Raw genomic sequence first — 19,520 nt, forward strand, 5'->3', positions numbered from 1 at the left:
GGTCTCCTGTGGGAGCGAGCCTGCTCGCGAAAGCGGTGTAACAGCCACTACCTGTGCCAAGGCTGACGCTCCATTACCGGGCAACACGCTTTGATTCGGTGCAATAAATCCCCCCGCAACGCGGCCAATCCGCGCCTCCTCCAGTAAATCCAAGCCCTCGCGCCACTTGGCACAACCACTGCATAACCTCTTCCACCATACATAAAGCAACGCCTCCAACGATGAAGGCGGTGCTTCCCGAGAGAACGGGACCAGGACAAAGGCGTCCTCGCTAGTTTGCTAGCGAGACGCCTTTTTTTGTTTTCGAAAAAATTGCCGAGCCAGCCCGACCGCCGTGATGAAACGGGCCTGAGCTTGCGGAGAACCCTGATGAAAAAACTCAAACTGGTAATGATCGGCAACGGCATGGCCGGGGTTCGCACCCTCGAGGAACTGCTCAAACTGAGCAACGAGCTCTACGACATCACGGTCTTCGGCGCCGAGCCCCACACCAACTACAACCGCATCCTGCTCTCGCCCGTGCTGGCCGGGGAACAGACATTCGAAGAAATCGTGCTCAACGACCTGAGCTGGTACCTGGACAACAACATCAAGCTGCTGCTCAACCGCAAGGTGGTGGAGATCGACCGGGTCAAGCGCCGGGTCATCGCCGAGGACGGCAGCGAAGCCGAATACGATCGCCTGCTCATCGCCACCGGCTCCACGCCGTTCATCCTGCCGATCCCTGGCAACACTCTGGATGGCGTGATCGGCTACCGCGACATCGCCGACACCCAGGCCATGATCAATACGGCCAAGACCCACAAACACGCGGTGGTCATCGGTGGCGGCCTGCTCGGCCTGGAAGCCGCCAATGGCTTGAAACTGCGCGGCATGGACGTGACCGTGGTGCACATCGGCGAATGGCTGCTGGAACGCCAACTGGACAAGACCAGCGGCCAGCTGCTGCAAACCGCCCTGGAAAACCGTGGACTGAAATTCCGCCTCAGCGAGCAGACCCAGGCCTTGCACGACGCCGGCAACGGCCGGGTCGGCTCGGTTCAGTTCAAGAACGGCGACATCATTCCCGCCGACCTGGTGGTGATGGCTGCCGGTATCCGGCCCAATACCGAACTGGCGGAAAAATCGGGCATTCCGTGCAACCGCGGAATCCTCGTCAACGACACGATGCAAACCTATGACCCGCGCATCTACGCCATCGGCGAATGCGCCAACCATCGCGGCACCGCCTATGGTCTGGTGGCGCCGCTGTTCGAGCAAGCCAAGGTCTGCGCCAATCACCTCGCGCAACTGGGCTTCGCCACTTACAAGGGTTCGGTGACGTCAACCAAGTTGAAAGTCACCGGCATCGACCTGTTTTCCGCCGGCGACTTCATGGGCGGCGAAGGCACCGAGACCATCACCCTTTCCGACCCGATCGGTGGCGTCTACAAGAAACTGGTGATCAAGGATGACGTGTTGGTGGGTGCCTGCCTGTACGGTGATACCGCGGACGGCGGCTGGTATTTCCGCCAGATCCGTGAGAACCACGGCATCAGCGAGATCCGCGATCACCTGATGTTTGGGGAAAACGCTTTAGGCGACGTCGGCCACCAAGGCCAGGACAAAGCCATGAGCATGGCCGACACCGCCGAAGTCTGCGGCTGCAATGGCGTGTGCAAGGGCACCATCGTCAAGGCGATCCAGGAACACGGCCTGTTCAGCGTCGATGACGTGAAAAAGCACACCAAGGCCGCGAGCTCCTGCGGCTCCTGCGCCGGCCTGGTGGAACAGATCCTGATCAACACCGTCGGCGGCGCGGCGGACGTAAAGCCAAAAAGCGAAAAAGCCATCTGCGGTTGCAGCGACCTCAACCATGGGCAGATCCGCCAGGCGATCCGCGACCAGCACCTGCTGACCATCGCCGGGACCATGGGCTACTTGAACTGGCGCACGCCGAACGGCTGCGCCACTTGCCGTCCGGCCCTGAACTACTACCTGATTTCCACCTGGCCCGGCGAAGCCCAGGATGACCCGCAGTCGCGCCTGATCAACGAACGCGCCCACGCCAACATCCAGAAGGACGGCACCTACTCGGTGGTCCCACGGATGTGGGGCGGCGTGACCAACCCATCCGAGCTGCGCCGCATCGCCGACGTGGCCGACAAATACAACGTGCCCATGGTCAAGGTCACCGGCGGCCAGCGTATCGACCTGCTGGGCATCAGGAAGCAAGACCTGCCCGGCGTCTGGAAAGACCTCGACATGCCGTCCGGCCACGCCTATGGCAAATCCATTCGCACCGTGAAGACTTGCGTGGGCAGCGAGTTCTGCCGCTTCGGCACGCAGAGTTCCACCCAATTGGGCATCGAGCTGGAGCACGACCTGTTCAACATGTGGTCGCCGCACAAGGTGAAGCTGGCGGTCTCCGGTTGCCCACGCAACTGCTCGGAAGCTGGCATCAAGGACGTCGGCATCATCGGCGTAGATTCCGGCTGGGAGATGTACATCGGTGGCAACGGCGGGATCAAGACCGAAGTCGCCGAGTTTTTCGTCAAGCTCAAGACCGCCGAAGAAGTGCGCGAATACAACGGCGCCTTCCTGCAGCTGTACCGCGAAGAAGCCTTCTACCTCGAACGCACCGTGCACTACATGCAGCGCGTCGGCATGGAACACATCAAGAAAGCCGTGCTGGAAGACCCGGAGCGGCGCAAGGCCCTGCACGAGCGCCTGAAGTTTTCCCTGTCGCTGGAGCAGGACCCCTGGAAACAACGGCTGGAACAACCGCAACTGAAAAAAGAGTTCGAGGTCATCCCCGTGAAGAACCTGGAGGTACTGGCATGAACTGGCTGGATATCTGCGCGCTGGAAGACATCAACGCCTTGGGCTCACGCATCATCAACGGGCCGAAAGGCGATATCGCGATTTTTCGCACCAGCGACAATGAAGTATTCGCACTCGACGACCGTTGCCCGCACAAGGGCGGCCCGCTGTCCCAAGGACTGATCTACGGCAAGCGCGTGGCCTGCCCGCTGCACAACTGGCAGATCGACCTGGAAACCGGCCAGGCCCAGGCCCCGGACGTGGGCTGCGCCCATCATCATTCGGCCCGCGTCGAGAACGGTCGGGTGATGCTGGCCTTGCGGGACGCAAGCTGATGAACCGCCAGACGACTGCCTCGACCTGCTGTTACTGCGGGGTCGGTTGCGGCGTGCTGATCGAACATGACGGCGAGCGTATTCTCGGCGTCAGTGGCGATCCCACCCATCCGGCCAACTTCGGCAAACTGTGCAGCAAGGGCTCGACCCTGCACTTGACCGGCGACCTCGCCGCGCGCGCCCTCTATCCCGAACTGCGGCTGGGCAAAGGCCTGGCCCGTGGCCGTACCGATTGGGACAGCGCCCTGGACCATGCCGCCAACGTCTTCGCCGACACGATTGCCGAGCACGGACCGGACAGCGTGGCCTTCTACATCTCCGGCCAACTGCTGACCGAGGATTACTACGCCTTCAACAAACTCGCCCGGGCGCTGGTCGGTACCAACAACATCGACAGCAATTCCCGGCTGTGCATGTCTTCCGCCGTGGTGGGCTACAAGCGCAGCCTGGGCGCCGACGCGCCACCGTGCAGCTATGAGGATCTGGAGCTGAGCGACTGCGTGATGATCGTCGGCAGTAACATGGCCTACGCCCATCCCATCCTGTTTCGTCGGCTCGAAGAAGCCAAATCCCGCCGGCCGCAGATGAAAGTCATCGTCATCGACCCTCGGCGCACCGACACCTGCGACCTGGCAGACCTGCACCTGGCGATCCTGCCTGGCACCGATGTCGCCTTGTTCCACGGGATCTTGCATCTGCTGCTGTGGGAAGACTGGGTCGACCGCAGCTTCATCAAGGCCCACACCGAAGGCCTGGCGGACCTGAAGAACCTGGTGCGCGACTACACCCCCGCCATGGTTGCCCAGCTGTGCGGGATCAGCGTCGAGCAACTGCACCAATGCGCCGAGTGGGTCGGCACCTCGCCAAGTTTCCTCTCGTTGTGGTGCATGGGCTTGAACCAGTCGACTGCCGGCAGCGCAAAAAACAGCGCGCTGATCAATCTGCACCTGGCCACCGGCCAGATCGGCCGACCGGGCGCGGGACCGTTCTCGCTGACCGGCCAGCCCAACGCCATGGGCGGCCGCGAAACCGGCAGCCTGTCCAACCTACTGCCGGGCCATCGCGAAGCCGGCAATCCGGAGCATCGCGCCGAGGTCGCCAGCTATTGGGGCGTTGAGCAACTGCCAAGCACCACCGGCTTGAGCGCCATCGAATTGTTCGAGCAGGTTCGCAGCGGCAAGATCAAGGCCCTGTGGATCGCCTGCACCAACCCGGCCCAGTCGATGCCGGACCAGGCCGCCGTCCGCGAAGCCCTGCAAGCCTGCCCGTTCGTGGTGTTGCAAGAGGCCTTCCGGACTACCGAAACCGCCGCCTTTGCCGACCTGCTGCTGCCGGCGGCCAGTTGGGGCGAAAAAGAAGGCTCGGTCACCAACTCCGAACGACGCATTTCCCACGTTCGCCGGGCGATAAACGCACCGGGTGAAGCTCGGCCGGACTGGGCGATCACGGTGGATTTCGCACAACGACTGGAGAAACGCCTGCGCCCCGGCCAGCCCAGCCTGTTCGCCTTTGAAACCCCGGCTCATTTGTTCGATGAATACAAGCAACTGACCCGTGGCCGCGACCTGGACCTGTCCGGCATCAGCCATGACGTGATCGACCGCCTCGGCCCTCAGCAATGGCCGTTCCCGGAGGGCGCCACGGTCGGAACGGCGCGCTTGTACGGGGACGGGATTTTCCCGACTGACAGCGGCCGCGCCCGATTCGAGGCCGACCCTTATCGCGCCGCCAAGGAATTGCGCGACGCCCGCTACCCCCTGACGCTGAACACCGGTCGGCTGCGCGACCAGTGGCACGGGATGAGCCGTACCGGTACCGCCGCGCAGTTGTTCGGCCATGTGAACGAAGCGGTGCTCAGCCTGCATCCCGACGAATTGCTTCGCCATCGCCTGCAGTCTGGCGACCTGGTCAGCCTCAAGAGCCGTCGCGGCAGCGTGATCGTGGCCGTGGACAGCGACGACAGCGTGCGCCCCGGCCAGGCCTTCCTGCCCATGCACTGGGGCGACCGGTTTCTCAAGGGCGGGGTCAACATCCTGACTCAACCGGCATTCGACCCGTTGTCGAAACAGCCGGAACTCAAGCACAGCGGCGTACGCCTGGAACCAGTGAACCTGCCCTGGCAGCTGTTCGCTCTGGTTGAAGGCAATGTTCAACAGCATCTGGAGGCGTTGCGTCCGCTGTGTGAGGCGTTTGCCTACGTCAGCCTTAGCCTGACCGGCCGCGACCGTCCCGCGTTGCTGATACGCGCTGCCAGCGCCGTGGCGCCCGAACCGCAGCTTTTGCAGGCGATCGACGAACAGCTGGGACTGATCGAAGGTCCGGTCCTGGCCTATGACGACCCGCGCCGCGCCATTGGCAAGCGGGTACGGATCGAAAACAGCCGCATCACCGCCATTCGCCTGGCCGGCGAAACCCTGGCCCGGCACTGGTTGCAAAACCTCTGGTTGGAAGGGCGCGCCGACGACCAGTTGCGGCGCTGGCTGCTGGCCCCCTTGAGCGCACCGCCGGGTAACACCGGCGCCGCCACGGCTGGTGGGAAGACGCTGTGCAACTGCATGAATGTCAGCCAGCGTGCGGTTTGCGCGGGCATCGAGCGCGGCCTGGATTTGCAGGGCCTGAAAAAAGAACTGGGCTGCGGCACGCAGTGCGGTTCCTGCGTACCGGAAATCAAGCGCCTGCTGGTTGCCACCGAGCAACCGGTCGCCGCGATCTCGTGAGGAAAACACTATGAACGCAAAAGTCTGGCTGGTAGGTGCGGGTCCTGGCGACCCTGAATTGCTGACCCTCAAAGCCGTGCGCGCCCTGGGCGAGGCCGACGTGGTGTTGATCGACGACCTGGTCAACGACGCGGTGCTGGAGCATTGCCCCAGTGCGCGCATCATCGCCGTCGGCAAGCGCGGCGGCTGCCGCTCCACTCCCCAGGCGTTTATCCACCGGCTGATGTTGCGTTATGCCCGCCAAGGCAAATGCGTGGTGCGCCTCAAAGGCGGCGACCCGTGCATCTTCGGCCGGGGCGGTGAAGAAGCACAGTGGCTGCGCGAGCACGGTGTCGAGGTGGAGCTGGTCAATGGCATCACCGCCGGTCTTGCGGGCGCGACCCAGTGCGACATCCCACTGACCCTGCGCGGGGTTGCCCGGGGCGTGACCCTGGTAACGGCTCACACCCAGGACGGCAGCAGCCTGAACTGGCAAGCCCTGGCGCAAAGTGGCACGACCCTGGTGGTGTACATGGGCGTGGCGAAACTGAGCGAGATCCGCGAGCAACTGCTGGCCGGCGGACTGGCAGCGGACACACCGGTAGCGATGATCGAAAACGCCTCCCTGCCCCATCAACGTGACTGCCGCAGCGACCTGGCCTCGATGGAGACCGATGCCGTCGCGTTTCAACTCAAGAGCCCGGCGATCCTGGTGATTGGCGCGGTGGCCGGTGCAGCCGAACTGGCTGCCTCCCCGCCGGTCTTCGCCCAGGCATCAGCCCAGTAACAGACAACCCCTTACCCAACGCGGGAGCGAGCCTGCTCGCGATGGCAATCTACCGGCAACCTTAATGGCGACTGACACACCGCATTCGCGAGCAGGCTCGCTCCCACAGTTAGATCGGGGCAAAGCTGAAGAGACAGGCCGCCTATCAGACCGCCTCGCTCTTGAACCTGAACCTGATCCTGATCTTGATCTTGATCTTGATCTTGATCTTGATCTTGATCTGAAACGCCCCGTTAACCACGCTGGCCGAACGCAGGCATTGTGCAGTGGGCATCCCGGCATGGATGCCGGGATAGCCGCGCTGGGCCAGGGACGGCCCTTCGCGGCGGGCCCACGGAGCAATGCCGGAGTGAGGGCACACCGAGCCTTGGCGAGGTGCCGAGTGGTGGGGCAAGCGTTTTTGGTTACTTTTTTGGCGTCTGAAAAAAGTGACCCGCCGTAAGGGCGGAACCCTAAGCAGCCGTTACCGCAGCAACGGATATGTACCCCGTCAACAAACCCCAGGCCGACTGTCAGGCCGCCATCGCGAGCAAGCTCGCTCCCACAATAGAATCGGAGTACGACCGGTAAAGATATGCCGGTTGAAAAGCCACATTCGCGAGCAGGCTCGCTCCCACAGTTAGATCGGGGCGAAGCTGAAGAGACAGGCCGCCTATCAGACCGCCTTGATCTTGATCTTGATCCTGATCTTGATCTTGATCTTGATCTTGATCTGAGACGCCCCGTTAACCACGCTGGCCGAACGCAGGCATTGTGCAGTGGGCATCCCGGCATGGATGCCGGGATAGCCGCGCTGGGCCAGGGACGGCCCTTCGCGGCGGGCCCACGGAGCAATGCCGGAGTGAGGGCACACCGAGCCTTGGCGAGGTGCCGAGTGGTGGGGCAAGCCTTTTTGGTTACTTTTTTGGCGTCTGAAAAAAGTGACCCGCCGTAAGGGCGGAACCCTAAGCAGCCGTTACCGCAGCAACGGATATGTACCCCGTCAACAAACCCCAGGCCGACTGTCAGGCCGCCATCGCGAGCAAGCTCGCTCCCACAATAGAATCGGAGTACGACCGGTAAAGATATGCCGGTTGAAAAGCCGCATTCGCGAGCAGGCTCGCTCCCACAGTTAGATCGGGGTAAAGCTGAAGAGACAGACCGCCTATCAGACCGCCTTGCTCTTGATCCTGATCCTGATCTTGATCTTGGTCTTGATCTTGATCTGAAACGCCCCGTTAACCACGCTGGCCGAACGCAGGCATTGTGCAGTGGGCATCCCGGCATGGATGCCGGGATAGCCGCGCTGGGCCAGGGACGGCCCTTCGCGGCGGGCCCACGGAGCAATGCCGGAGTGAGGGCACACCGAGCCTAAGCGAGGTGCCGAGTGGTGGGGCAAAGCCTTTTTGGTTACTTTTTTGGCGTCTGAAAAAAGTGACCCGCCGTAAGGGCGGAACCCTAAGCAGCCGTTACCGCAGCAACGGATATGTACCCCGTCAACAAACCCCAGGCCGACTGTCAGGCCGCCATCGCGAGCAAGCTCGCTCCCACAATAGAATCGGAGTACGACCGGTAAAGATATGCCGGTTGAAAAGCCACATTCGCGAGCAGGCTCGCTCCCACAGGTTCCTGGTTTTTCCAGCCGGCCACTAATCCACCAAATCGCAGGCAAAGAAAAGCCCGGCCTGAGCCGGGCTTTTCCAAAGCTTTGGGCTAATTACTTAGCTTGGGCTTCAACCTGCGCTTCTACGCGACGGTTAACTGCACGACCAGCTTCAGTGGCGTTGTCAGCAACTGGGCGGGATTCGCCGTAGCCAACAGACTGAACGCGGGACGATTCAACACCGTACTGGTTGGTCAGAACCTGCTTGACGGCGTTTGCACGACGCTCGGACAGCTTCTGGTTGTAAGCGTCAGGACCGACGGAGTCAGTGTGACCTTCAACAGTGGTGCTGGTGGATGGGTACTGCTTCATGAAATCAGCCAGGTTCTTGATGTCGCCGTAGCTGTTTTCTTTAACGACCGACTTGTCGAAGTCGAACTTGACGTCCAGCTCAACACGTACGACTTCAGCAACAGCTGGGCAGCCATCAGCGTCAACGGTTACGTTGGCTGGGGTGTCAGGGCACTTGTCGACGTTGTCGCACACGCCATCGTTGTCGCTGTCGGAGCAGACTTCAGCAGGTGCTGGAACTGGAGCAGCGGCTGGCTTGGAACCGCCACCGAAGTTCACACCGATACCAACGCTAGGCGCCCACTCGGTGTCGCCCTGGTCGATGTTGTACTGAGCTTCAACGCCGGCACGGGCGTAGAAGTTGTCAGTGAAATACAGCTTGGCGCCGCCACCAACGTTGGCGAAGGTAGAACGGTTACGACCGTTGCTGCCATTCTGGTCGATGCTCTGGTCCGAGAAACCGGCAGAGACGTAAGGACGCAGCATGTCGCCTGGGTTGTTGAAGTGGTACAGAGCGTCCAGAGCGGTGTTGGCGCCCTTGACGTTAGTGCCGTCGTCGGTACGTGCGTTGTGCACTTCGTCGTAGGCCAGACGCAGTTCAACGTCGTCGGTCAGGAAGTAACCAACCGAACCGCCAAACAGGTTGCCGTTGTTCTTGAAATCACGAGCGCTGTCGAACATTTCTTTCTTGGCGAAGCCTTCGATTTCAACTGCGCCTTGGCCTTGTGCCAGAGCGCCGAACGAAGTGGCAGCAATCAAAGAACCAATGGCAAAGCCCAAGGTGTTTTTCAGTTTCATCCGTTAAATCCCCATCTGGTGATTGTGAAGCAGTCCCGCAAACCGGGGGACAACTCGGCGGCAAGTCTATCAGAACTTGCCTACACGTAAGAGATATTTGCGCCGAACTAAGTTTCGGCAATGCCTGCAAATTTCTCACGCAGCTTATCGAGCGCGCGCTTGTAACGCATTTTTGTCGCGCTCAAACCCATATGCATTATGTCTGCGATCTCCTGGAATTCCAGTTCTGCGACAAATCGTAGCACCAGAATCTCCCGATCGATCGGGTTCACATAAACCAGCCAGCGGTCGAGCCCACCCTTTTCCTCGGGCTTGGGCGCCTTCTCTTCAGACGCTTCCTCGAGGGGGTCCAGGCTCAAAGCGTCCATCAAGCGACGCTTTCGCCGTTCCTTTCGATACTGCGTGATGCATTCGTTGTAGGTGATGCTGTACAGCCAGGTCTTGAACTTCGATTTCCCCTCGAAGTTCTTCAACCCGTAAAGCACCTTCAACATCACCTCCTGACAGACATCATCAGCATCGCGATCGTTCCCAAGATATCGTGCACAAACGTTAAATAAAGTTCTCTGGTAACGGCGCATCAACTCTTCATAGGCGCGCGTGACGTGGAACAGCTCCGTATGCGCGCGCGCGACCAACTCCTCATCAGAGAGATCACGGGGGTCGTAGCGCGTGGATAGCGATTGGGGTTTGTTCAAAACAAGTCGGGCCGACAGTCTAGGTCAATGTGCGCCGCAACCCGCCGTGGCGGGCATTTTGCGGCGGCATACATTAGCAGGATTTGCCGGGTTAGCGGCTACTCACATGCTGCTCCAGCAGGATCCGATTAGACAGCGATACCAGTTCGCCCTCCTCGGTCAGCAATGTGGTTTTCACCGTGCCGATCTCTTCGATCTGGCCTTCGACCTCGCCAACACGCACTTGTTGCCCAACCTCATACAATTCACGCACATAGATTCCCGCAAGAATCTGACCGGCGATTTCCCGGCTCCCCAACCCCATTGCCAGCGCGACTGCCAGACCAACGGTAATCAGGACGATCACGATCACGTGGTTGAGCAGGTCCGTCTTGACCTCCAACTGGCTGATCGCAACCGAAATACTGATGATGATCACCAGGCCCTGGGCGATACGCCCAACGCCCGAGGCATAGTCCAGCCCGACGCCCTCGGCCGCGCCACGCACCAGCCCGTTGGCCAGTTGCGCCAGCAGTACACCCACCAGCAGCACCAACGCGGCACCGAAGACCTTTGGCAGATAGAGCGCAAGCATGTCGAGCGTAGCCGAGACCCGCTCCAGCCCCAGGGACTCAGCCGCCGAAACCAGAAAAATAAGGAGGACGAACCAGTAGACGATCTTGCCCACCAGCGTCGAGATCGGAACCTGGATGCCGCCCCGCGACAGCAACTTGGTCAGGCCGGTACCGCCCATCAGGCGGTCAAGGCCAAGTTTGGCGAGCAATTTTGAGAGCAGCGTGTCGAGGAGCTTGGCCACCACGAAACCTAGCAACAGCACCACCAGGGCGCCAAAGAGGTTGGGGATGAAGTTAGCCACTTTGGTCCACAACGCAGTCATTGCCGTGACGAGGCTCTGGGTCCAGAGATCAAGTTCCATATTCAGTCAGCCTTATCAGCGGTGCGAGTAACGGGTTTGCGACGGGAGACCGGCGAGACATGGGCCGACCCGTTGTTCAGAGCGATCATCAGCGCGGGCAGCCAGCGGCCCAGCAGGCTGAAAAGATCACCGGCGCCAACCTGACGGTTGGCGGTTTTGAGTACGCGTCCCAGGCATGCGTCGTCGTCCCGGCTGGACGGCGAGGCCTTGAGCATGTCGCGCAGAGACTGTTCAAACGGATCGTGCATACGCGCACCTCTCGTGATGTCTGTGGAAGACGCGATCAGATTTCGTCGGGTCACATGAAGCCTCGTCACACCCAGCGCAAACGGCGAAACAGCCACCACTGCCCGAGGGCCACGCACAGCATCAACAGGCAGGCAACGAGGAAACCGTAGGGGCTTTCCGAAAACGGAATGCCGCCGACATTGATCCCCAGCAGCCCGGTGAGAAAGCTCATCGGCAGAAAGATGCCGGTGATGATGCCGAAGCGATACATCGTACGGTTCATGCGCACCGAAAGACGCCGGTCCTCGGCCTCCAGCACAAGCCCCACGCGCTCCCGGGTCAATTCCAGCTCTTCCAGGTAACGGGTCAGGCTGTTGTTCAATTCATTCCAGTAGTCGCCGTCGTCCTCGACGAACCAGGGCAATTTGATCCGTGACATCTGGCCGAAGATATCCCGCTGCGGGGCCAGGAATCGCTTCAGTCCGGCCGCCCTTCGACGGATATGCAAAATGGCGTCGTGCTCGGGAGTGTACCGTTCGTCGGTATCGAGTTTTTCTTCCTCGCCGTCGACGATTTCCGAGAGACAGGTGACCAGGTCCTGGACTTTGTTGGTCAGGTATTGCGCCATATAAAGGATGAGTTCCGAAGCCGTCTTGGGCCCCTTGCCCTCGGCCAGTTCCGCCAGCAACTCATCGGTGGCGCGCAACGGGCGCAAACGCAGGGAAATCACGCGCTGGGCCGAGGCGAAGATGCGCACCGAGACCATGTCTTCCGGTTCCGCGCCCGGGTTGAGGTTGATCCCGCGAAGAAACAGCAGCAGCTCGGCATTGGGCAGCGGCAGCAGGCGCGGCCGGGTGTTCTCTTCCAGCAACAGGTCGCAATTGAATTCGCTCAGGCCGCTGGATTTGCGCAACCACGTGTGGGTTTGCGGATGACTGCGGTCCCAATGCAGCCACAGGCTTTCATGAGCCTGCAACTGCAAGTCGTCCAGTTCGGTCCGGGCTATCGAACGCGCGCCGCCTTTACCATCCAGCACCAGGGCATGCACCAATCCCCACTGCGCGTTTTCTTCCTCGAACATCCTCATCCCTTATGGCTGTAGCGCTTCATTCAGGCATTTTCAGCGGGCTCGGCGAAACAATCACGCCGTTGTTGTCCGCATAGACATACTCGCCCGGGCGAAACGTCACGCCAGCGAAGGTCACCGGTACATTAAGATCACCAATGCCGCGCTTGTCGGTTTTCATCGGGTGGCTGGCCAGGGCCTGGACCCCGAGGTCGGTCTGGGCAATGACGTCGACATCGCGGATGCAGCCGTAGATCACCAGCCCTTCCCAGCCATTCTTCGCCGCTTTCTCGGCCAGCATGTCACCCAACAGGGCCCGCCGCAGCGACCCGCCACCGTCGACGACCAGCACCTTGCCCTTGCCTTCGAGTTCAACCTGTTCCTTGACCAGTGAATTGTCTTCGAAGCACTTGATGGTCACGATTTCACCACCAAAGGAGTCGCGGCCACCGAAATTGCTGAACATCGGTTCCAACACCTGCACCAGGTCCGGGTAGGTATCGCACAGGTCGGGCGTGAGGTAATGGTTCATCGGGCAGCTCCTGCAAGGGTTGGACGTCTGGCTGAATGAATAACCGTTTGTGACCGAAATAACGTAGCGCGTCATATCTTAGCCGCAAGCCGACCAGAGCGGAATGCCCTTGTCAGAGCCTTCCCCTCAAACCGCTTCGGCCAGGCGAGGCTGTTCTGTCGACAGCGGCGCGCGCTGATCTTCCAGCCAGCGCGCCACCAGCGGCCAGACCTCGGCTTGCGCGGCTTTGCTGACAAGCATTTCGACATGACCGAAATCCTCACCGAAGCCCTGCGCCCGGCCCAGGCAGACAAACTGCTTGCGCTCGGAACCGATCTGCTCGAAAAGTTTTCGACACGCCCAGGTCGGATCCTGCTGATCGCCGGCGGCACTCACCGCCAGTACCGGCACTTGCACGTCCGCAAGGCCAGCCCACCAGTTCTTCTCGGCATCGCCGAAACGCCCGAACAGGCCATACCAGCGCATGCTCTCCAGAGCCAGGCCGATAGGCTCGTCTTCCGGGCCGCGTTTGAGCCTTGGGCCGGACAATTGGGCAAAACGCTTGAGAATGAAGCGCCCGCTCCACTCCACCGGGGGGATTTTCAAGGGCCAGTACGTGCGGCTGACCTGGGTGCCGAAAAAAGCTGCCGACGCCACGGCGGGCTCGCCCAGGTAATGGCCGCCCAAGGCTGCCGCCAGGGTGATGCCACCCAACGAATGGCCAATCCAGTGGGGCACTTGCCCGCTTTGCTCGCGCACAAAGGCGCCGATGGCCGGCAGATCGTAACGGGCGTAGTCCGCGACCCGGTTATTGCGGTAGCCCTGGTTGCGCTGGGATAACCCATGGCCACGCATCTCGGGAATCCAGACATCGAACCCCAGGCGCACCAGGTACGCCCCAAGCCCCAGGCCCTTGGGCGAATACCAGAAGCGCCGGTTGGAAAAACTGCCGTGGAGCAGGATCACCGGAACACCACGGACCTCGCCGGCATCGGCCATGCCCAGGCGGGTAACGGCCACTTCGACGCTGTAGTCTGGGCTGTTGCCAGGCTTCAGGCGATACACATCTTCGCTCAGATCACCGCGCCGCTCGGCGCTGATCAGGGCGACAGGAAATAGGTTGCTGCTGCTTTGCATGATCTTCTTGCACAAAAAAGGGCGGCATCCTGGTGGAGCCCGCCCTGCTTCAAATCAAAAGGGGTCCGGGAGATTGGTCGCCCGCGAACCTGTGGGAGCGAGCCTGCTCGCGAAGACGATGGGTCAGTAGAACCCGTATCGGCTGACACTCCGCAATCGCGAGCAGGCTCGCTCCCACAAGACATTCCCCGGTTTACATCACCAGCGAAGCCCATTCACTCAATCAGACCGCAGCCTGACCCTCAGCCAGGAAGAACCAGGTTTCCAGCACGGAGTCCGGGTTCAACGAAACGCTCTCGATGCCCTGCTCCATCAGCCACTTGGCCAGGTCCGGGTGGTCGGAAGGGCCCTGGCCGCAGATGCCGATGTATTTACCGGCCTTGTTACAGGCGGCAATCGCATTGGCCAGCAGCTTCTTGACCGCCGGGTTACGCTCGTCGAACAGGTGGGCGATGATCCCGGAGTCGCGGTCCAGGCCCAGGGTCAACTGGGTCAGGTCGTTGGAACCGATGGAGAAGCCGTCGAAGAACTCAAGGAACTCTTCGGCCAGGATCGCGTTGGACGGCAGCTCGCACATCATGATCACGCGCAAGCCGTTTTCGCCACGGGCCAGGCCGTTTTCCGCCAGCAGGTCGACCACCTGGCTCGCTTCGCCGAGGGTGCGCACGAACGGCACCATGATCTCGACGTTGGTCAGGCCCATCTCGTTACGCACGCGCTTCAGAGCCCGGCATTCGAGCTCGAAGCAGTCACGGAACGACTCGCTGATATAGCGCGAAGCCCCGCGGAAGCCCAGCATCGGGTTCTCTTCTTCCGGCTCGTAGAGCTTGCCGCCGATCAGGTTGGCGTACTCGTTGGACTTGAAGTCCGACAGGCGCACGATGACTTTTTTCGGCGAGAACGCCGCCGCCAGAGTACTGATGCCTTCCACCAGCTTCTCGACGTAGAAACCGACCGGATCGTCGTAGCCGGCAATGCGCTTGTCGACGCTGTCCTTGATTTCCTGCGGCAGGCCGTCGTAGTTCAGCAGCGCCTTGGGGTGCACACCGATCATGCGGTTGATGATGAACTCCAGGCGGGCCAGGCCCACGCCGGCATTCGGCAACTGCGCGAAGTCGAAGGCGCGATCCGGGTTGCCGACGTTCATCATGATCTTGAACGGCAGCTCCGGCATCGCGTCCACGGAGTTCTTCTTGATGTCGAAGCCCAGCTCGCCTTCGAAGATGTAGCCGGTATCGCCTTCGGCACAGGAAACAGTGACGCCCTGGCCGTCCTTGAGCAATTGGGTGGCGTTGCCGCAACCAACAACCGCCGGGATGCCCAGTTCACGGGCGATGATTGCCGCGTGGCAGGTACGCCCGCCGCGATTGGTGACGATGGCGCTGGCGCGCTTCATGACCGGTTCCCAGTCCGGGTCGGTCATGTCGGAAACCAGTACGTCGCCGGCCTGGACCTTGTCCATCTCCGAGACGTCCTTGATGATCCGCACCTTGCCCGCGCCGATGCGCTGGCCGATGGCCCGGCCTTCCACCAGCACGGTGCCGGTTTCCTTGAGCAGGTAGCGCTCCATGACGTTGGCCTGGGTGCGGCTCTTCACGGTTTCCGGGCGGGCCTGGACGATGTACAGCTTGCCGTCGTCACCGTCCTTGGCCCACTCGATGTCCATCGGGCACTTGTAGTGTTTCTCGATGGTCATCGCCTGCTTGGCCAGTTCACTGACTTCGGCGTCGGTCAGGCAGAAGCGCGCGCGATCAGCCTTGTCCACCTCGACGGTCTTGACCGAGCGACCGGCCTTGGCCTCGTCGCCGTAGATCATCTTGATCGCCTTGCTGCCGAGGTTCCGACGCAGGATGGCGGGGCGGCCGGCTTCCAGGGTGCCTTTGTGGACATAAAATTCGTCCGGGTTCACCGCGCCCTGCACGACGGTTTCGCCCAGGCCGTAGGCGCCGGTGATGAACACCACGTCACGAAAGCCCGACTCGGTGTCGAGGGTGAACATCACACCGGCGGTGCCGGTTTCGGAGCGGACCATGCGCTGCACGCCGGCGGACAGGGCGACCAGCTTGTGGTCGAAGCCCTGGTGCACGCGGTAGGAAATGGCGCGGTCGTTGAAGAGGGAAGCGAAGACTTCCTTGGCCGCCCGGATGACGTTTTCCACGCCACGGATGTTCAGGAAGGTCTCCTGCTGACCGGCGAACGAGGCGTCCGGCAGGTCTTCAGCGGTGGCCGAGGAGCGGACGGCGACGGCGATGTCGGGATTGCCTTCGGACAGCTTGGCGAAAGCAGTACGGATCTCGGCGTTGAGTTTCTCGGGGAACTCGGCTTCCATGATCCATTGGCGGATCTGGGCACCGGTCCTGGCCAGGGCATTGACGTCATCGACGTCGAGGGCGTCGAGCGCATCGTGGATCTGCTGGTTCAGGCCGCTCAGTTCCAGGAAATCACGATATGCCTGGGCGGTCGTGGCGAAGCCACCTGGCACCGAGACACCGGCGCCGGCGAGGTTACTGATCATCTCGCCCAGGGATGCGTTCTTGCCCCCCACATGCTCTACATCATGGACGCCGAGCTTATCGAGGGAAACTACGTACTCTACCAAGGTGATCTCTCCACTGACTGTGTTGGAAAAGCTCAAGTACCGGCAGCTCCAGGGAGCAATCGCCGGCGATATGGCCTGGACCTGGAAAATAAGTGAGAATGCGGGCCACGGGCGGCCGGCAAATCGCGCCTATCATATCCAAGAATCGTTACTAGCTCACTAGCTTAAGGCCCAAGGCGCAAATGAAACGATCCGCTTTCTTTATCTCCGACGGCACCGGCATCACGGCCGAAACGCTGGGCCAGAGCCTGTTGGCGCAGTTCGAAAACATAACCTTCACCAAGCTGACACGGCCGTATATAGACAGCGTCGACAAGGCGCGGGCCATGGTACAGCAAATCAATAAAGCCGCCGAAACCGACGGTTTTCGCCCGATCATCTTCGATACCATCGTCAATCAGGACATCCGTGAGATTCTCGCAACGTCCAATGGTTTCATGATCGACATTTTTTCCACGTTCCTGGCGCCCCTGGAGCAGGAACTGAGCGAACACTCCTCCTACTCGGTCGGCAAGTCCCATTCCATTGGCCACAACTCCAACTACATGGAGCGGATCGAGGCGGTCAACTTCGCGCTGGACAACGACGACGGCGCCCGCACGCATTATTACGACAAGGCCGACCTGATCCTAGTGGGTGTGTCGCGCTGTGGTAAGACGCCGACGTGTCTGTACATGGCGATGCAATTTGGGATCCGCGCGGCCAACTATCCGCTGACCGAAGACGACATGGAGCGGCTGCAACTGCCCAACGCCTTGCGCGCCCATCAGCACAAGCTGTTCGGCCTGACCATCGACCCGGACCGGCTCACCGCGATTCGCAACGAGCGCAAGCCCAACAGCCGCTATTCGAGCTATGCCCAGTGCGAATTCGAAGTGCGCGAAGTCGAAAACCTGTTCCGGCGGGAGAATATTCCCCACATCAACTCCACGCATTTTTCCGTGGAGGAGATTTCGGCGAAGATCCTGGTGGAGAAAGGGGTGGAGCGGCGGTTCAAGTAGACCGCTGGCACATCGTTACACCTGTGGGAGCGAGCCTGCTCGCGAAAGCAGTCTTCCAGTCCATCAATGGCTGGCAGAGAGAATGCCTTCGAGCAGGCTCGCTCCCACAGAGTCTTGGTCTACTGCGCTATCGTCGCCTGCTCTTCCATTTTCTTGCGCAAGCTCAACGGGCGCATGTCGGTCCAGACCTCTTCGATGTAGGCCAGGCACTCCTTCTTGAAGCCGCTCTTGCCCACGGTCCGCCAACCTTCCGGAACGGCCTTGTAGTCCGGCCAGATCGAATACTGCTCTTCGTGGTTGACCACGACCTGGAAGAGGATGTCCTCGCGGTCGAATACTGAAGTCATGGTGTTTCTCCGTCGTTGCTCAAGGTTCGCCGCGCCATGGGCGCAGCCAAGGTATGAAAAGGAACGTACCGGGCCGGATGAAAATTAGGCGTCGGCCACGGCAGCCTCCAGGGCGCGCCGGAACAGCTCGGCCACGCGGTCGATTTCCACCGCGGTAATGATCAGTGGCGGCAGGAAGCGCACCACGCCACCCTGCCGTCCACCCAGCTCCAGGATCAGGCCGCGCTTGAGGCATTCACGCTGCAACCGCGGCGCCAGCCGTGCGTCCACCGGAGGATGGCCCAAGGCGTCCGGCTTGCCGGTCGGGTCCACCAGCTCGACGCCGAGCATCAGGCCGCGACCGCGGATGTCACCCAATTGCGGAAAATCCCTCTGCAGGATATGCAGATGCTCGCTCAAGCGCTCGCCCATGGCGGCGGCGTGGGCCGGCAGGTTGTGTTCGACCAGGTAGCGCATCACCGCGCTGCCCGCCGCCATCGCCATCTGGTTACCGCGGAAGGTCCCGGCATGGGCACCCGGCAACCAGGTGTCGAGCCAATCGCGATACACCACCACCGCCAGTGGCAGGCTGCCGCCAATGGCCTTGGACAGCACCACCACATCCGGAATGATGCCGGCGTGCTCGAACGCGAACATCTTGCCGGTGCGACCGAAACCACTCTGGATTTCATCGACGATCAGCGCCACCCCGGCCTGCTCGGTGATTCGCCGCAAGCCGCGCAGCCAATCAAGATCGGCCGGTATGACCCCGCCCTCGCCCTGCACCACCTCGACGATCACCGCCGCCGGTAACTGCACCCCGGCCTCGGGATCGTTCAGCAGGTTTTCCAGGTAATGCAGATTGGCCTTGACCCCCTCGACGCCACCGAGCCCGAACGGGCAGCGATAATCGTAGGGGTATGGCATGAACTGCACGCCGTTGCTGAGCAATGCCCCCAAGGGCTTCTTCGGCCCCAGGCTGCCCATCAGGCTCAGCGCGCCCTGGCTCATGCCGTGATATCCGCCCTGGAACGACAGTACGGTGCTACGCCCGGTGGCGGTGCGCACCAATTTGAGTGCCGCTTCCACCGCGTCGGTCCCCGTGGGGCCGCAGAACTGGATCTTCGCCTCGGCGGCGAGGCTCGCCGGCAACAGGCCGAACAGGTCCTGGACAAACCGGTCCTTGACCGGCGTGGTCAGGTCCAGGGTATGCAGGGGCAACTCGTCGGCGAGCACCTGCCGGATCGCCTCGATCACGACCGGGTGGTTGTGCCCGAGGGCCAGCGTGCCGGCGCCGGTCAGGCAATCGATGAAGGTCCGGCCTTCGACATCCTCGACGTAAAGGCCCTTGGCGCGCTTGAGGGCCAGGGGAATCCGCCGTGGATAGCTGCGGGCATTGGATTCCTGCCGGCTCTGGCGGGCCAGCAACGGTGATTCGTTGAATTGATAGAGCGTCTCGCCCGACGCGGGACTGACCCGCGCTGGCGCTGCTTCGACAGAAGGATTGGCGACTGACATTTCTCGACCCCGCGATGAGTGACCAAACGGCACACCGGACAGGTGCGCATTCAAGGCGCACATGCAGGTTTCCTGTTGTGGAAACGCATCAGCGAGGCAAGGATTTACTTCCGATCGCAACCCCGTGGCGAGGGAGCTTGCTCCCGCTGGGCTGCGCAGCAGCCCCCTC

18 protein-coding genes are annotated in these 19,520 nt (G+C 61.4%); 5 read left to right on the top strand and 13 right to left on the bottom strand.

Going from position 1 to position 19,520, the window contains the following annotated elements:
- The first annotated feature begins 369 nt into the window (after nucleotides 1–369).
- From nirB to cobA, 4 genes are read left to right on the top strand one after another with little or no spacing between them, the layout of a single operon-like run.
- Complete coding sequence (gene nirB, locus J3P97_RS18180) at nucleotides 370–2,823, top strand: nitrite reductase large subunit NirB (protein ID WP_434672453.1); 2,454 nt, start codon at nucleotides 370–372, stop codon at nucleotides 2,821–2,823.
- Complete coding sequence (nirD, locus tag J3P97_RS18185) at nucleotides 2,820–3,137, top strand: nitrite reductase small subunit NirD (protein WP_434629546.1); 318 nt, start codon at nucleotides 2,820–2,822, stop codon at nucleotides 3,135–3,137. Before nirB ends, nirD begins: the two co-directional genes overlap by 4 nt.
- Complete coding sequence (locus J3P97_RS18190) at nucleotides 3,137–5,854, top strand: nitrate reductase (RefSeq protein WP_434672454.1); 2,718 nt, start codon at nucleotides 3,137–3,139, stop codon at nucleotides 5,852–5,854. The genes nirD and J3P97_RS18190 overlap by 1 nt, the downstream gene beginning before the upstream one ends.
- A gap of 10 nt (nucleotides 5,855–5,864) precedes the next feature.
- Complete coding sequence (cobA, locus tag J3P97_RS18195) at nucleotides 5,865–6,620, top strand: uroporphyrinogen-III C-methyltransferase (protein WP_434601379.1); 756 nt, start codon at nucleotides 5,865–5,867, stop codon at nucleotides 6,618–6,620.
- Between the two features lie 145 nt (nucleotides 6,621–6,765).
- On the opposite strand, the gene J3P97_RS18200 is transcribed toward cobA, so the two are convergent.
- The 11 genes from J3P97_RS18200 to ppsA all read right to left on the bottom strand — a co-directional run bounded on the left by J3P97_RS18200 (nucleotide 6,766) and on the right by ppsA (nucleotide 16,506).
- Nucleotides 6,766–7,014: a nucleoid-structuring protein H-NS gene (locus J3P97_RS18200; protein ID WP_434674602.1), complete on the bottom strand. Its 249-nt coding sequence runs from the start codon at nucleotides 7,012–7,014 to the stop codon at nucleotides 6,766–6,768.
- A gap of 261 nt (nucleotides 7,015–7,275) precedes the next feature.
- Entirely contained in the window at nucleotides 7,276–7,506 is a 231-nt protein-coding gene (locus J3P97_RS18205; protein WP_434674603.1) for a nucleoid-structuring protein H-NS, read from the bottom strand.
- A gap of 261 nt (nucleotides 7,507–7,767) precedes the next feature.
- Complete coding sequence (locus J3P97_RS18210) at nucleotides 7,768–7,965, bottom strand: nucleoid-structuring protein H-NS (protein WP_434674604.1); 198 nt, start codon at nucleotides 7,963–7,965, stop codon at nucleotides 7,768–7,770.
- 351 nt (nucleotides 7,966–8,316) lie between these two features.
- Nucleotides 8,317–9,351 carry an OmpA family protein gene (locus tag J3P97_RS18215; RefSeq protein WP_058542369.1) on the bottom strand — a complete coding sequence of 345 codons (1,035 nt, stop codon included), beginning with the start codon at nucleotides 9,349–9,351 and terminating at the stop codon, nucleotides 8,317–8,319.
- A gap of 107 nt (nucleotides 9,352–9,458) precedes the next feature.
- Entirely contained in the window at nucleotides 9,459–10,049 is a 591-nt protein-coding gene (sigX, locus tag J3P97_RS18220; protein WP_025212681.1) for an RNA polymerase sigma factor SigX, read from the bottom strand.
- A 91-nt stretch (nucleotides 10,050–10,140) separates the two neighbouring features.
- Nucleotides 10,141–10,965: a mechanosensitive ion channel family protein gene (locus J3P97_RS18225; protein ID WP_305499852.1), complete on the bottom strand. Its 825-nt coding sequence runs from the start codon at nucleotides 10,963–10,965 to the stop codon at nucleotides 10,141–10,143.
- A gap of 2 nt (nucleotides 10,966–10,967) precedes the next feature.
- On the bottom strand, nucleotides 10,968–11,213 hold the full coding sequence (locus J3P97_RS18230) for a hypothetical protein (protein ID WP_014337331.1): 246 nt from the start codon (nucleotides 11,211–11,213) through the stop codon (nucleotides 10,968–10,970).
- 65 nt (nucleotides 11,214–11,278) lie between these two features.
- Complete coding sequence (locus tag J3P97_RS18235) at nucleotides 11,279–12,274, bottom strand: zinc transporter ZntB (protein WP_434572885.1); 996 nt, start codon at nucleotides 12,272–12,274, stop codon at nucleotides 11,279–11,281.
- Between the two features lie 25 nt (nucleotides 12,275–12,299).
- Entirely contained in the window at nucleotides 12,300–12,791 is a 492-nt protein-coding gene (gene rraA / locus J3P97_RS18240) for a ribonuclease E activity regulator RraA (protein ID WP_305499847.1), read from the bottom strand.
- A 126-nt stretch (nucleotides 12,792–12,917) separates the two neighbouring features.
- Nucleotides 12,918–13,907 carry an alpha/beta fold hydrolase gene (locus J3P97_RS18245; RefSeq protein WP_434601380.1) on the bottom strand — a complete coding sequence of 330 codons (990 nt, stop codon included), beginning with the start codon at nucleotides 13,905–13,907 and terminating at the stop codon, nucleotides 12,918–12,920.
- 223 nt (nucleotides 13,908–14,130) lie between these two features.
- Nucleotides 14,131–16,506, bottom strand: a complete 2,376-nt coding sequence (gene ppsA / locus J3P97_RS18250; protein WP_434629532.1) for a phosphoenolpyruvate synthase — start codon at nucleotides 16,504–16,506, stop codon at nucleotides 14,131–14,133.
- A gap of 182 nt (nucleotides 16,507–16,688) precedes the next feature.
- On the opposite strand from ppsA, the gene ppsR reads away from it, so the two are divergent.
- The gene (gene ppsR / locus J3P97_RS18255) at nucleotides 16,689–17,507 is read left to right on the top strand and encodes a posphoenolpyruvate synthetase regulatory kinase/phosphorylase PpsR (RefSeq protein WP_434572879.1); all 819 of its coding nucleotides are present in this window, start codon (nucleotides 16,689–16,691) and stop codon (nucleotides 17,505–17,507) included.
- A gap of 119 nt (nucleotides 17,508–17,626) precedes the next feature.
- On the opposite strand, the gene J3P97_RS18260 is transcribed toward ppsR, so the two are convergent.
- Nucleotides 17,627–17,854 carry an MbtH family protein gene (locus J3P97_RS18260; protein WP_434572877.1) on the bottom strand — a complete coding sequence of 76 codons (228 nt, stop codon included), beginning with the start codon at nucleotides 17,852–17,854 and terminating at the stop codon, nucleotides 17,627–17,629.
- An 84-nt stretch (nucleotides 17,855–17,938) separates the two neighbouring features.
- Nucleotides 17,939–19,351 carry an aspartate aminotransferase family protein gene (locus tag J3P97_RS18265; RefSeq protein ID WP_434672455.1) on the bottom strand — a complete coding sequence of 471 codons (1,413 nt, stop codon included), beginning with the start codon at nucleotides 19,349–19,351 and terminating at the stop codon, nucleotides 17,939–17,941.
- Between the last annotated feature and the right edge of the window lie 169 nt (nucleotides 19,352–19,520).

It is taken from the genome of Pseudomonas sp. R1-15 (assembly GCF_051132085.1).
Lineage (GTDB): Bacteria > Pseudomonadota > Gammaproteobacteria > Pseudomonadales > Pseudomonadaceae > Aquipseudomonas.

Coding starts and splice junctions, on each gene's coding strand:
- J3P97_RS18265 (WP_434672455.1), bottom strand. CDS start 19,351: ATGTCAGTCGCCAATCCTTCTGTCGAAGCAGCGCCAGCGCGGGTCAGT.
- J3P97_RS18190 (WP_434672454.1), top strand. CDS start 3,137: ATGAACCGCCAGACGACTGCCTCGACCTGCTGTTACTGCGGGGTCGGT.
- nirB (WP_434672453.1), top strand. CDS start 370: ATGAAAAAACTCAAACTGGTAATGATCGGCAACGGCATGGCCGGGGTT.
- ppsR (WP_434572879.1), top strand. CDS start 16,689: ATGAAACGATCCGCTTTCTTTATCTCCGACGGCACCGGCATCACGGCC.
- J3P97_RS18235 (WP_434572885.1), bottom strand. CDS start 12,274: ATGTTCGAGGAAGAAAACGCGCAGTGGGGATTGGTGCATGCCCTGGTG.
- rraA (WP_305499847.1), bottom strand. CDS start 12,791: ATGAACCATTACCTCACGCCCGACCTGTGCGATACCTACCCGGACCTG.
- J3P97_RS18245 (WP_434601380.1), bottom strand. CDS start 13,907: ATGCAAAGCAGCAGCAACCTATTTCCTGTCGCCCTGATCAGCGCCGAG.
- nirD (WP_434629546.1), top strand. CDS start 2,820: ATGAACTGGCTGGATATCTGCGCGCTGGAAGACATCAACGCCTTGGGC.
- J3P97_RS18230 (WP_014337331.1), bottom strand. CDS start 11,213: ATGCACGATCCGTTTGAACAGTCTCTGCGCGACATGCTCAAGGCCTCG.
- J3P97_RS18260 (WP_434572877.1), bottom strand. CDS start 17,854: ATGACTTCAGTATTCGACCGCGAGGACATCCTCTTCCAGGTCGTGGTC.
- J3P97_RS18225 (WP_305499852.1), bottom strand. CDS start 10,965: ATGGAACTTGATCTCTGGACCCAGAGCCTCGTCACGGCAATGACTGCG.
- J3P97_RS18215 (WP_058542369.1), bottom strand. CDS start 9,351: ATGAAACTGAAAAACACCTTGGGCTTTGCCATTGGTTCTTTGATTGCT.
- cobA (WP_434601379.1), top strand. CDS start 5,865: ATGAACGCAAAAGTCTGGCTGGTAGGTGCGGGTCCTGGCGACCCTGAA.